At 59.9% G+C, this 12598-nt stretch carries 12 protein-coding genes and 1 tRNA gene; 3 read left to right on the top strand and 10 right to left on the bottom strand.

From position 1 onward, the window contains the following. Nucleotides 1–5: 5 nt before the first annotated feature. The 10 genes from surE to alaC form a co-directional block, all read right to left on the bottom strand. Entirely contained in the window at nucleotides 6–848 is an 843-nt protein-coding gene (gene surE / locus AC1U7K_RS18950) for a 5'/3'-nucleotidase SurE (protein WP_480253476.1), read from the bottom strand. Between the two features lie 99 nt (nucleotides 849–947). Then, nucleotides 948–1024 (bottom strand) — tRNA-Pro (locus AC1U7K_RS18945). Between the two features lie 36 nt (nucleotides 1025–1060). Beyond that, on the bottom strand, nucleotides 1061–1411 hold the full coding sequence (locus AC1U7K_RS18940) for a MerR family transcriptional regulator (protein WP_480253403.1): 351 nt from the start codon (nucleotides 1409–1411) through the stop codon (nucleotides 1061–1063). Between the two features lie 40 nt (nucleotides 1412–1451). Next, nucleotides 1452–1727 carry an integration host factor subunit alpha gene (locus tag AC1U7K_RS18935; RefSeq protein WP_480253402.1) on the bottom strand — a complete coding sequence of 92 codons (276 nt, stop codon included), beginning with the start codon at nucleotides 1725–1727 and terminating at the stop codon, nucleotides 1452–1454. 109 nt (nucleotides 1728–1836) lie between these two features. Then, nucleotides 1837–3420 carry a citramalate synthase gene (cimA, locus tag AC1U7K_RS18930; protein ID WP_480253475.1) on the bottom strand — a complete coding sequence of 528 codons (1584 nt, stop codon included), beginning with the start codon at nucleotides 3418–3420 and terminating at the stop codon, nucleotides 1837–1839. Nucleotides 3421–3504: 84 nt separating this feature from the next. After that, a complete protein-coding gene (locus tag AC1U7K_RS18925) occupies nucleotides 3505–4740 on the bottom strand; it encodes an aspartate kinase (protein ID WP_480253401.1) in 1236 nt (411 codons plus the stop codon). Between the two features lies 1 nt (nucleotide 4741). Next, nucleotides 4742–5962, bottom strand: a complete 1221-nt coding sequence (locus AC1U7K_RS18920) for an alkaline phosphatase family protein (protein ID WP_480253474.1) — start codon at nucleotides 5960–5962, stop codon at nucleotides 4742–4744. Nucleotides 5963–5971: 9 nt separating this feature from the next. After that, nucleotides 5972–7030: a threonine synthase gene (gene thrC, locus AC1U7K_RS18915; RefSeq protein ID WP_480253400.1), complete on the bottom strand. Its 1059-nt coding sequence runs from the start codon at nucleotides 7028–7030 to the stop codon at nucleotides 5972–5974. Between the two features lie 54 nt (nucleotides 7031–7084). Continuing rightward, entirely contained in the window at nucleotides 7085–8401 is a 1317-nt protein-coding gene (locus tag AC1U7K_RS18910; protein WP_480253399.1) for a homoserine dehydrogenase, read from the bottom strand. Continuing rightward, nucleotides 8398–9585 (bottom strand): alanine transaminase, encoded by a 1188-nt coding sequence (gene alaC, locus AC1U7K_RS18905; RefSeq protein ID WP_480253398.1) that lies wholly within the window; start codon nucleotides 9583–9585, stop codon nucleotides 8398–8400. The genes AC1U7K_RS18910 and alaC overlap by 4 nt, the downstream gene beginning before the upstream one ends. 291 nt (nucleotides 9586–9876) lie before the next feature. Between alaC and AC1U7K_RS18900 the strand changes: the two genes are divergently transcribed. From AC1U7K_RS18900 to AC1U7K_RS18890, 3 genes are read left to right on the top strand one after another with little or no spacing between them, the layout of a single operon-like run. Further along, complete coding sequence (locus AC1U7K_RS18900) at nucleotides 9877–10590, top strand: pyridoxine 5'-phosphate synthase (RefSeq protein ID WP_480253397.1); 714 nt, start codon at nucleotides 9877–9879, stop codon at nucleotides 10588–10590. Between the two features lies 1 nt (nucleotide 10591). Continuing rightward, nucleotides 10592–10990, top strand: coding sequence for a holo-ACP synthase (gene acpS / locus AC1U7K_RS18895; protein WP_480253396.1), 399 nt, complete (start codon nucleotides 10592–10594; stop codon nucleotides 10988–10990). A 32-nt stretch (nucleotides 10991–11022) separates the two neighbouring features. Continuing rightward, entirely contained in the window at nucleotides 11023–12588 is a 1566-nt protein-coding gene (locus AC1U7K_RS18890; RefSeq protein ID WP_480253395.1) for an NAD(P)H-hydrate dehydratase, read from the top strand. Nucleotides 12589–12598 lie beyond the last annotated feature (10 nt).

Raw genomic sequence — 12598 nt, 5'->3', positions numbered from 1 at the left:
CTCGATCACTTGGACTGCGCACGCATGTTGGCCACCGAACTGCTCCTCGTTGCCTGTGCCTTTTTCGTCCGCGCTAGGGCGGCTTTGACCACCCTACGATTTTTTCCAATCGCTTCCCACTGCCGGAGTGTCTCCAGCGCCGGATAATTGGTCAAATCCATGTGAAGCGGGGTAATTGAGACGTAGCCGCGCCGAATCGATTCGTAGTCGGAGTCGCCACGCCGTTCCCACGAGACACGAGTTCCCGCAATCCAGTAATACTTCCTTCCCCGCGGATCGATCTTTTCGATCACGGGATTGACGAAACGCCTCCGGCTCAACGAGGTCATCTTGACTCCCGCGACCGCCGACCGGCTGCGATCCGGGACATTGATGTTCAACAGCGTCTCCTCTGGCAGTCCATGTCGAAGCACCGCTCGTGCCACGTGCACGGCAAAATGTGCAGCGGTGGCGAATCTGAAGATGTAGGCCCCTTCCTGAGAAATCGCGAGAGAAGGAATGCCGAGTAACGTCCCTTCAAGCGCGGCCGCCACCGTGCCCGAGTAGGTCACGTCATCGCCCAAATTCAGACCGCGATTGATGCCGGACACAATGAGCGCCGGCTTTAAACGAAGGATCGTCGTCACTCCGAGCAGGACGCAATCGGAGGGCGTTCCATTCACGGCATAGACGCCCTTCTCGACGCGATTGACGCGCAAGGGCTTGTGCAAGGTGACGGCATGGCCGACGGCGCCCCGCTCGCGCTCGGGCGCCACCACGGTGACATGTCCGAGGCGGCTCATCGCCTCTGCCAATGCGGAAAGTCCGCGTGATGACACACCGTCATCGTTCGTCACGAGAATGTTGATCATCTCATGAAATAAAAAAAGCTGCCGAAGCAGCTTTGCTGATCCACTCCCTCATCTGGCCTACGCCTTCGGGACGTCCCGCTGCGGCAATAAGAAAAATGGTCGGGGCGAGCCGATTTGAACGGCCGACCTCTCGCACCCCAAGCGAGTGCGCTACCAGGCTGCGCTACGCCCCGACCCGTCGATCCTGATTATGACGGCCCCACCGCCCGCTACCGGTCGTAGGACTCCATGATCTTGAGAATTGCGTGGAGCTCTCCACGCATACGCTCCGCAACCTCTCGGGGTGTCTTGCGTCCGCCCGCATGCCGATTGCGTCGCGCCCAGAAGCGATTGACTCCGGCGATTGTGTAGCCCTCATCGTACAGCATCCGCTTGATCTCCAGCAGCTGCTCGATGTCTCGCCGAACATACAAGCGCTGATTGCCCCGGCTTTTTCGAGGGCGGAGAAAGCGGAACTCCGACTCCCAAAAGCGTAGCACGTATGCCGGCAAGTCGATCAGCTCGCTGACTTCTCCGATTTTATAGAAGACCTTGCTGCCCAGCGAGGGCTTGGCCGCCATCACCGATCCTCGTAAGGCCGCTCGGTGGATGTTCCCCTCGTTATTGATTGACAAACTTCTTGAAGACTTGGCTAGGTCGGAAGGTGACGACACGGCGAGGCGTAATGCCGATCTCTTGCCCGGTTCGTGGATTGCGGCCTTTTCTGGCGCCCTTGCTGCGCACCATAAAGTTTCCGAACCCGGCGATCTTCACGGATTCGCCCTTTTGCAGTACCGACTTCAACAGATTGAGGATGAGCTCTACGATGTCCGCCGCTTCTTTCTTGGAGACACCGACCTTCTCGAAAATTTCATTCGCGATATCGGCCTTTCTCATACCTCCTCCCTGCTGAAGCCTCTCCTCGCCCGAACACCAAAAACCCGGCGCTACTGGCCTAAGTTTTCCAATAACTTAGGCGAGCCAATCTAGCGTGTCAAGGGATTTTTTACTCAGCGGCGGGTTCGTCGGTAGGGAGAAGTTTGTACTCGATACTGTCGGCCAAGGCTTGCCAGCTCGCTTCCATGATGTTCTCGGATACACCAACGGTGCCCCACTTCTCCTTATGGTCCCCGGATTCCAGCAGCACGCGGACTTTGGATTGAGTGCCGCGGTTCGCCGTCAAGACGCGAACTTTGTAGTCGAGCAACGTCACTTCCGCAAGCTGGGGGTAAAACTTCTCCAACGCCTTTCGCAGCGCATGATCCAACGCATTGACCGGCCCGACGCCCACGCCCGCCGTATGTTCGATGAGTTCGCCGACCTTGATCATGACGGTCGCTTCAGAAATTGGCGCCTCATTGGCATGCCGCTTTTCAACGATGACGCGGAAGCCCAACAGTTCAAACGACGGTTTGTGCCGGCCGACCGCTTTTCGGATCAGCAGTTCGAGCGATCCCTCTGCTCCTTCGTACTGATAGCCTTGATTCTCCAGTTCCTTGAGCGTCTCCAACAATTCCTTGAGCTTGGGATTCTGCTTGGACAGCTTGATACCGTATTCCTCGACTTTGCCGAGCAAGCCGCTACGACCGGTGTAGTCGGACACGAGCATCCGCTGTCGATTTCCAATCAATTCCGGGATCACATGCTCATAGGTCGCCGGATTTTTCTGCACGGCATGAATGTGCACGCCGCCTTTGTGCGCAAACGCCGAGTCGCCCACATAGGGCTGGTGCTTGTTCGGCATCAGATTCGCGATCTCCGTGACGAAGTTTGACACTTCCCGCAATCGCGTCAACCGGTGGTCCGCGAGCACCCGTCGCTTCATCTTTAATTCCAGATTCGGCAGGATCGAGCAGAGATTGGCATTACCGCACCGCTCGCCAATGCCATTGATCGTCCCTTGCACCTGAAGAATCCCGGCTTCAATCGCCACGAGGGAGTTGGCCACCGCCATCTCGGTATCATTGTGTGCGTGGATGCCGAGTGGAACCTGACACTCCCGTTTCACCGCCGCGCAGATTTCCTTGATCTCCCACGGCATCGTCCCGCCGTTCGTATCGCAGAGAATCACCCGCTCCGCGCCTTCCGCCACGGCACGTCGAATGGTCGTCAACGCATAGTCGGGGTTGGCCTTGTAGCCGTCGAAGAAATGCTCGGCGTCATAGAAGACGCGACGCTGCTTCGACCGCAAATACGCGATCGACTCTCCAATCATGTCGAGGTTCTGTTGCAGCGTAATGCCGAGCGCGTCCGTCACGTGCAGGGTCCACGTTTTCCCGAACAGTGTGATCAACCCGGTCCCCGCTTCCAGCAACGCCTGGAGATTAGGATCCTTGTGAACGCTGTTCCCGGCTTTCCGCGTTGAGCCGAATGCCACGACGGTGGCGTGTTGGAGCGGAGTCGTTTTGATCGTCCGGAAAAATTCGATATCTTTTGGATTGGCACCCGGCCAGCCGCCTTCGATGTAGTGGACGCCGAGCTCATCGAGCTTTTGCGCCACGCGCACCTTGTCTTCGGCTGAAAAGCTCACGTCTTCGGCCTGTGCCCCGTCACGCAACGTCGTGTCGTAGATTTCCAACGACCCCAGCATCGCTGCCGGCAGGGCCGACAAGGCTGCCGGGATATGGGTCCTGGCACCGCTCGTGTCTCTGTTGGCTTTCCGTGGGCTCATCGTTTAGCCGGAGACGGGTGAAGGCGCTTCATCAAGGCCAAATGCCGCGTGTAACGCACGGATCGCGAGCTCTAGGTACTTCTCATCGATCACACAGGAAATCTTGATCTCAGATGTACTGATCATTTGAATGTTGATGCCTTCCCGGGACAAGACCTCAAACATCTTCGCGGCGACCCCGGAATGCGTCCGCATCCCAACTCCCACGAGCGAGACCTTAACGATGGAATCGGTCACCGCCATGGATTTTGCACCAATGTCTTTGACGATCCGCTGCACCAACTCGACCGCTTTCCCCAGATCGGCTCGCGGCACTGTAAACGAGATGTCCGTGAGCGATCCCTGGCCGACGTTCTGAATGATCATGTCGACGATGATGTTGGCCTCGGCGATCGCACTGAAGATCCGCGCCGCGATCCCGGGCCGGTCCGGCACACCGACGATCGTGAGCTTCGCTTGATTGCGATCGCCCGTCACACCAGAGACCGTGACCCGCTCCATGTCTGCGTCTTCTTTCGCCACGAGCGTTCCCTGCCCTTCTTTAAAGCTCGACTGGACCTCGACCGGCACGTTGAACCGGGCGGCGAATTCCACCGAGCGGCTTTGTAGCACTTTCGCGCCGAGGCTGGCGAGCTCCAACATCTCCTCATAGGAGATTTTATTGAGTCGCCTGGCATTCGGTACAATATTCGGATCAGCGGTGTAGACGCCATCAACATCGGTATAGATGATGCAGCGGTCGGCCTTCAACGCGGCGGCGAGCGCGACGGCCGTCAAATCCGATCCCCCGCGGCCGAGCGTCGTCACATCGGACTGCTCGTTGATGCCCTGAAAGCCGGCCACGATCGGGATCATCCCTTCGTTCAGTGCCTGCTTGATACGGTCTGCGGTAATCCGGGCAATTCGCGCTTTGGTGTGGCGATTGTCAGTGATGATACCTACTTGCCGTCCCGTGAAGGAGCGGGCGTTGATGCCCCGGCCTCGCAGCTCCATCGCGAGCAGCGCAATCGTGACCCGCTCACCGGTGGACAGCAACATGTCCATCTCACGTTCGTCGGGGTGGGGCGTCACTTCGTGTGCGAGTTTGACCAAGCGGTCCGTCTCGCCGCTCATCGCCGACAGCACGACGACCAGACGGTGCCCCTCTTTGTGAAAATTCACCACCCGGTCGGCGACGCGGTGAATGCGCTCGACGCTGCCGACTGAGGTCCCGCCATATTTGTGAACGATCAGGGCCATGTCACGCCGTCCGGGGCATCAGCCGGGCCATGAGCTTTGTAGCATCCCGCGCTCCTGCCTGCGCTGTGTGAGCGGCTGCAGAAAAGCGGTTGGCGCCGCTCGTCGACCTGCCGGCGCTGTCGTAAAACGCGTAGGGCATGAGGGGGACCACAGGCGGCTTCACGTCGACGATAAATCCGTCACACACGAGAAGAACCCGGTGATGGCCTTTTTGTGATGCCGCCTGAAGTAGCGGCCCGACCAGGTGACGATCATAGTCTTCAATCGCACTCACCTTCGCCTTCCCGTCGTCCCGCTGGGCGTTCGTGTTCGTCACCGCGCTATGGACGTACACGAGATCTTTCTTGCCCAATTCGCGCACGGCGACCTCTGCTTGGGTTCGAAAGTCGAGGGGCTCCGCTTCGGCCGCCACGTCGATGCCCTCCAAGCCAGCCGCCATCGCCACGCCTCGATGGAGCGCGCTCATCGCCGTCACCGACCCGGTGATCTGTCGCTCCTCGGTCAAAGGGGTCAGGTGCGGACTGCGGCCTTGCCCCCACAGCCACATTGCATTGATCGGTTTGAGTCCGGCCTCCTCGCGTTGATCGTTAATGGGGTGACTACTGAGAATCACGATCGACGCGTCCATTAGCTTTCGGAGAATGTCCGCGCCGTCTCCGGACGGAAGCGCCTCTCCGATCGTGCGGTTCAGAATTTCCTCCGGATTGACGCACGTCGTCTTCGCCTTCCCGTTCACCCACACCATAAAATGCCGATCACCAGGGCCTGGGTAGAACTGAATTGTCTCAGAGCCGAGCTGCTCGTTGATCGCGTCGATGCATTCTCGCGCGTCCTCGACATCGAGGCACACGGCCGCTTCCTCCATAACCGCGGTCGGGAGCAGCTTTTTCAAGTCTCGCGGTTTCTTGTTGTCGCTGCGCAGCGTGACGAGATTGCAGCGATAGACGACGTCTTGCTCACCGACCGCGATACCCAGCCCGATGGCTTCGAACGGCGCCGGCCCCGGATAAACTTTTTTCGGATCGTATCCCAACAAGGCCACTGGGACGACGTCGGCACCTCCTTGCGGTCCGTCGGTCGGCAGAATGGCCACACCCAACTCTCCCTCGCCGGCGAGCCGATCCATATTCGGCGTCCCGGCGGCTTCCAACGGTGTACGTCCGTCGAGATCGGATTTCGGCACATCGGCAAACCCTTGAGCATGGAGGATCAGGTACTTCATCGTCCGCACTCACAACTCGAGCAATCGCATCACATCGTCTCGGGTTGCTTTCACCGTCCGCGGCTGGCACGACACGGAGATTGCACTGTCAGGATCCTTGAGGCCGTGGCCGGTGAGCGTGCACACTACCGAATCGCCTTCATGAAACAGTCCGGCTCGATGCATTTTGGCCACGCCCGCCAACGAGGCAGCCGAGGCCGGCTCGCAGAACACGCCTTCCTCGGCCGCGACCCGCCTGTACGCGTCGAGAATCTCTTCATCGGTGACGAGATCGATCTTCCCGTTCGACTCTTCGACTGCATTCAACGCGCCTCTCCAACTCGCCGGATTGCCGATGCGGATCGCCGTCGCGATCGTATTGGGGTTCTCCACGATGCGGCCCAGGACGATCGGCGCCGCGCCGGCGGCTTGAAAACCGAACATGCGCGGCAACCGCGTGATCTGACCCGCCGCACGGTACTCCTTGTACCCTTTCCAATAGGCGGTGATATTGCCGGCATTGCCCACCGGGAGCACGTGCAGGGTCGGGGCAAAGCCAAGCTGATCACAGACCTCCATCGCCGCGGTCTTCTGCCCCTCGATCCGGAAGGGGTTGATCGAGTTCACCAACTCGATGTGCTCGGTTTGGGCGATGTCCTTGACGATCATGAGTGCCTGGTCAAAGTTGCCCTCGATCTGGATGACCGTGGCGCGATGCATGATCGCCTGCGACAACTTGCCTAGCGCGATCTTGCCGGCCGGGATCAGAACATACACCGCGAGGCCCGCGTGCGCGCCGTACGCAGCTGCCGACGCCGACGTGTTGCCGGTGGAGGCGCACATCACCGCGCGCGCGCCCGCTTCGACGGCTTTCGAGATGGCCATCGTCATCCCGCGGTCCTTAAACGACCCGGTCGGATTCGCGCCTTCGAACTTCAAATAGAGATCGATGCCGGGCGCCAAACTTTCCGCCAAGCGCTTCGCGCGAATCAACGGGGTGCTGCCTTCGCCAAGCGTCACGACCGGCGTCCGTTCGGTGACCGGCAGGAACTTTCTGTACTCTTCGATCACCCCGCGCCAACGGATCATAGATGCACCATGACTTGAAACAAACAGAGACCGGAGGAGAAGGGACACATGAGATTACTCGTCGTGCCCCTCGACGCGGATCAGGGTGGCAGGCTCTGAGATGAATGGCATCCGGTTGATTTCCCGCAAAGCCGACTGCACATCGCGCTCGGTGGCCGTGTGCGTCATAATGACAACCGGCACCGTCTGTCCTTCCTTGCGTCCCTTTTGGAGAACGGAAGAAATGCTGATGCCGTGTTGACCGAGCACACCGGAAATCTGCGACAGCACGCCCGGGCGATCAACAACCATAAAACGCAGATAGTACAGCGAGACGATGTCCTCCATCGGCCGAATGCGGACCGGAAGACGCTGATCCGGCTGAAAAGACGCCGGCGGCACTCGCCCTGCGCAGCCGGCCAGGACATTGCGCGCGATGTCGATGATGTCGCTCACCACCGCGCTTCCCGTCGGTAACGATCCCGCGCCCTGCCCATAGAGCACGATGTCGCCGACCGCGTCGCCGACGAGCTGAATGGCATTGTAGACGCCCTCGACCTGAGCGATCGGGGAGGCCGTGGGGATCATCGTCGGGTGCACACGTGCCTCGATGTCGCTATTGAGGAGTTTTGCGATACCGAGCAGCTTGATGGTGTAGCCGAACTCGCGGGCATATTCGATATCGAGAGGCGTTAAATGGGTAATGCCCTCCGTATAGACGTCCTTGAAGTTCACCGGACTGCCGTACGCCAACGTCACCATGATGGAAAGCTTATGGGCTGAATCGATCCCCGCCACATCGAAGGTTGGGTCCGCTTCTGCATACCCGGCCCGTTGCGCCTCGGCCAGTACCTCTTGAAAGCTGTGACCCTCTCGCGTCATCCGGCTCAGGATGTAGTTGGACGTCCCGTTGATGATGCCGTACATCGAACACAGCGAGTTGGCCGCCAAGCCCTGCGTCAACGCCCGAATGACCGGAATCCCGCCGCCGACGCTGGCTTCAAACCCGATGTCGACACACCGGCGTGCCGCCGCCTCGAAAAGTTCTTCCCCGTGCACGGCGAGCAGGGCTTTGTTCGCGGTCACGACGGATTTGCCTTTCGCAATGGCTTCGAGCAGCACGCGCTTGGCGGTGTCGTATCCGCCGATTAATTCCAACACAATATCGATCTGCGGGTCATCGAGGACACGCCGAAGGTCGGAAACGAGGACGCCGTGGGGCAGCCTCACACCGCGATCCCGGGTCGTATCCAAATCCGCCACACGAACCAACTCGACCGGGACGCCGACTCGTCGCCGGATGACTGCCGCATTGTCGAGTAGGATTTTGGCGACCCCGGTCCCGACGGTCCCAAAGCCGATCATGCCGACGGCGATCGACGATTTCTTCACTGATCGCCTCCGTCGAGCTTCAAGGCCTTCTTGATGCCCCGCACCGCCTGTCTCGTCCGATGCTCGTTCTCCACCAATGCAAACCGAACATATTCATCGCCGCCTTCGCCGAATCCGATACCTGGAGACACGGCAACCTTCGCATCCTTTAATAGGAGTTTGGAAAACTCCAACGACCCCATGCCGCGATACGGCTGCGGGATACGGCCCCAGACGAACATCGTTGCGCGCGGCTTGGCTACCGGCCACCCGATGCGATTCAAGCCTCCCACGAGCACATCCCGCCGGCGTTGATAGCGGGCGACCGTTTCCCTGACGCAGTCTTGCGATCCGTTCAAGGCAATGATGCTCGCAATTTGAATCGGCTGAAAGATGCCATAATCGAGGTAACTCTTGATCTTGGCCAGCGCGCCCACCACTTCGCGGTTTCCGACACAAAATCCGACTCGCCATCCCGGCATGTTGTAACTCTTGGACAGCGTATAAAACTCCACCCCAATATCCTTCGCTTCCGGAACCTGAAGCAGACTCGGCGCCCGATACCCATCGAACACGATGTCGGCATAGGCGAGGTCGTGAATGACGATGACGTCGTGCTCTTTGGCGAATGCGACGATCTTCTTGAAGAACTCCAGATCGACGACGGCCGTCGTGGGGTTGTGCGGGAAGTTGATGACGAGAATACGGGGACGCGGCAGCGTTTGTCGATACACCCGCTGCAGGTCATCGAAAAAATCGCTGTCTTGGCGCAACTCGATCCCGCGCACCTCCCCGCCCGCGATAATGACGCTATACATGTGGATCGGGTAGGTCGGTGTCGGCGTCAAGACGACATCGCCCGGGCCGATCATCGCCAACGCGAGATGCGCGATCCCTTCTTTCGACCCGATCGTCACGATCGACTCCGTCTCGGGATCGAGATCGACGTCGTAGTTCCGCTTGTACCACCCGCAGATGGCATGCCGAAGCCGGGTGATCCCTTTTGACGCGGAATAGCGATGGTTGCGGGCGATCCTTGCCGCCTGGATCATTTTCTCGACGATGTGATCCGGTGTCGGCTGGTCCGGATTGCCCATGCCGAAATCGATGATGTCCTCGCCCCGATGGCGAGCATCGAGTTTTAGAGCCTGGACCTGCGCGAAGACGTACGGTGGGAGGCGATTGATGCGATAAAAGCCCTGCACAATTCCTCGGGCGCTAGGAGCCTTTTTGAAGTTCGACTGTCATGGGACGAAGAGTGGACCAATTGTAATGCAGAGCCTTAAATTCAGTCAATTTCTTCTACACTTCAGTCTCGTTGATCGCTGACGTCGGATCAAAACCGTGCCCGCTCAACAACAACGGCTGTCGTAGCAGGAGCCGCAGTATTGCTCTTCCTTCCTGTCGAATAGCCGTGAGCGGTTACCTTGTCACGCCGTCGGATTTTTGCCATAATGCCGCCATTCTCTTACAAAACAAGCAATTAGTAAGGTGTCATGCCGAGACTCGGCGTCAATGTTGATCACGTCGCGACTCTTCGACAGGCCCGGGGCGGGGCGGAGCCGGACCCGATTGCGGCGGCCGTCGTAGCCGAACTGGCCGGCGCGGATGGGCTCGTTGTTCACCTCCGTGAAGATCGGCGGCACATTCAAGAGCGTGATGTCGCGTTGCTCCGGCAAGTCATTCGAACGAAACTGGATCTGGAGATCGCGGCAGACGAGACGATGGTCAAGCTCGCGTTGACCTTCAAGCCCCATCTCGTGACGCTGGTGCCAGAGCGGCGTCAGGAACTGACGACGGAAGGAGGGTTGGAGATCGCCGGGCAACGCGAGCGGATCAAGGCGCTGGTCGACATGCTCCACGACGCCGGTATCCCGGTGAGTCTATTTGTCGAAGCCGATGCTGATCAGATCAAAGCAGCCCACAAGGTGACCGCCGACTACGTCGAGTTGCACACCGGCCGCTACGCCAATGCACGGATGCTGAAAGAGGAACAAGCCGCGCTAGAGGCAATCGCCCATGCGGCCAAGTTGGCCTACAAGCTCGGCATGGGCGTGAGCGCCGGCCATGGGCTTACCTATCGCAACGTGAAACGGCTCACTCACATCCCGGAGATCGTCGAGTACAACATTGGCCACGGCATCATATCTCGTGCGGTGTTCGTCGGGCTGGAGCAAGCGGTGCGCGAGATGAAACAATTGTTGAGCTAGCATGTCAATCCTTGGGGTCGGCATCGACATCGTTCACATACCTCGCCTTCGATTAATCGCCGAGCGGTGGCAAGACAAGTTTCTGGGACGCGTGTATACGGAGGCCGAGCGTTCGATTGTCCGGCGCCGCGCTGCCCCCTACGCCTCCTTGGCGGGCCGTTTCGCGGCCAAGGAAGCCATCTTGAAGGCGCTGGGAACGGGCTGGAGCGACGGCATTTCATGGCGGGATATCGAGGTACTGAACGATGCGGCAGGCAAACCGGTCGCCACGGTATCCGGTAAGACGAGCGCGCTCATGGCCAGGGCCGGAGTCACGGAAATACATCTCACCCTCGCCCACGATACCGACTATGCAATCGCCCAAGTGATTCTGACGGACGACGGCGCCCGGCGCCATTGATCACACTCTCCTCATTCTTCACACGTGTCTCCATGAAGCTCGTGACCGCAGGTCAAATGCAGGCTCTCGACCGCCGGACCATTGAGGAAGCGGGTGTGCCCGGGGCCACGCTCATGACCCGAGCCGGAAGCGGCGTCGTCGCAGCGATGGAGCGCATCTACGGATCGATGCGGGGCAAGGCTGTCACTGTCGTCTGCGGCAAAGGCAACAACGGCGGAGACGGATTTGTCGTCGCGCGGCTCCTTCGACAGCGCGGTGCGCGGGTCACCGTCCTGCTGTACGCGAAGGCCGCCGATCTGAAGGGTGACGCCAAGACGATGTATCGTCGGTGGGTCGCCGCCGCAGGCCACAAAGCGGTACTGACCCAACCGGTTACCGACACCCTGGAGTCGGCGCTCAGGTCGGCGGATTTCATCGTCGACGCCCTTCTCGGAACGGGTCTGTCTGCTTCAGTGGCCGAACCCTATGCCACCGCTATCCGATTGATCAATGCTGCGCGCAGTACTGGACGCCCTCGCACCGTGGCCGTCGATCTGCCGTCTGGGATTCATGCAGATACGGGAGCGGTCATGGGTGCCGCTGTGAGGGCAACGCTCACCGTGACCTTTGGCCTGCCGAAGCTCGGCCTGTTTCTTGGCGCCGGCATCGATCACGCGGGTCAAGTGGAGGTCGTCGATCTCGGGATCCCGCCGTCCTACGTCGACGACCTCAAAACCACGGTCTCGCTCATCGATCGTCAAGATGTGGCGCGACTGATCCCGGCCCGGCCGCCGTCAGCCCACAAGGGCACCTTTGGACACGCGGCCATTATTGCGGGCTCCGTCGGAAAGACAGGGGCAGCCGCCATGACGGCACAGGCCGCGCTACGCATCGGCACCGGTCTGGTCACCGTGGCCACACCGGTCAGTGCGAACAGTATTCTCGAAGCAAAGCTTCTCGAAGCGATGACGGTTCCGATGCCGGAAACCGACGCCCACACGTTGTCGTCGGCCGCCTACGATCCACTTGTGGCCTTCAGCCAGGAACGGACGGCCGTCGCAATTGGCCCAGGACTCACCACCCATCCGGATACCGTGCAGCTGGTGAGGCGATTGCTCCCGGCGCTTGAGAAACCCGTCGTGGTCGACGCGGACGGCCTCAATGCCCTTCAAGGGCACAGCCCGCTTCTGGCACAATGCAAGTCTCGCCCTATTGTGACGCCCCATCCCGGCGAGATGGCCAAGTTGGCAGATTTGACCGCCACTCAATCGGTCAACGCCGATCGGCTGGGGACCGCCACTCAATTTGCGGAAGGCCATCATTGTATCGTTGTGCTGAAAGGCGCTCGGACCGTCGTCGCCAGTCCTGATGGGATGGTGGGCATCTGCTCCACTGGCAATCCCGGCATGGCGACCGGCGGCACCGGCGATGCCCTCACCGGGATGATCGTCGGGCTCCTGGCTCAACGGCTCTCGCCGTGGGATGCGGCGCGCGCCGGGGTGTATCTTCACGGCCTTGCCGGGGACCTGGCCGCTGCACGCATCGGCGAAGCCGGCATGATCGCCTGCGACTTGATCGAACACATTCCCCATGCCATTCAGCACACCCTCGAGCGATGAACGCGACGGC

Source organism: Nitrospira sp. Vd2 (genome assembly GCF_979581665.1).
The sequence above is the reverse complement of the archived record's forward strand: the minus strand, read 5'-3'. Positions and strand labels throughout refer to the sequence as shown.

Bases quoted from the DNA above. Each gene is read 5' to 3' on its own strand.
- AC1U7K_RS18940 (WP_480253403.1), bottom strand. From the start codon at position 1,411: ATGGCGGCCAAGCCCTCGCTGGGCAGCAAGGTCTTCTATAAAATCGGA.
- AC1U7K_RS18935 (WP_480253402.1), bottom strand. From the start codon at position 1,727: ATGAGAAAGGCCGATATCGCGAATGAAATTTTCGAGAAGGTCGGTGTC.
- AC1U7K_RS18900 (WP_480253397.1), top strand. From the start codon at position 9,877: ATGCCGAGACTCGGCGTCAATGTTGATCACGTCGCGACTCTTCGACAG.
- AC1U7K_RS18890 (WP_480253395.1), top strand. From the start codon at position 11,023: ATGAAGCTCGTGACCGCAGGTCAAATGCAGGCTCTCGACCGCCGGACC.
- AC1U7K_RS18920 (WP_480253474.1), bottom strand. From the start codon at position 5,962: ATGAAGTACCTGATCCTCCATGCTCAAGGGTTTGCCGATGTGCCGAAA.
- AC1U7K_RS18925 (WP_480253401.1), bottom strand. From the start codon at position 4,740: ATGGCCCTGATCGTTCACAAATATGGCGGGACCTCAGTCGGCAGCGTC.
- thrC (WP_480253400.1), bottom strand. From the start codon at position 7,030: ATGATCCGTTGGCGCGGGGTGATCGAAGAGTACAGAAAGTTCCTGCCG.
- acpS (WP_480253396.1), top strand. From the start codon at position 10,592: ATGTCAATCCTTGGGGTCGGCATCGACATCGTTCACATACCTCGCCTT.
- cimA (WP_480253475.1), bottom strand. From the start codon at position 3,420: ATGCTGGGGTCGTTGGAAATCTACGACACGACGTTGCGTGACGGGGCA.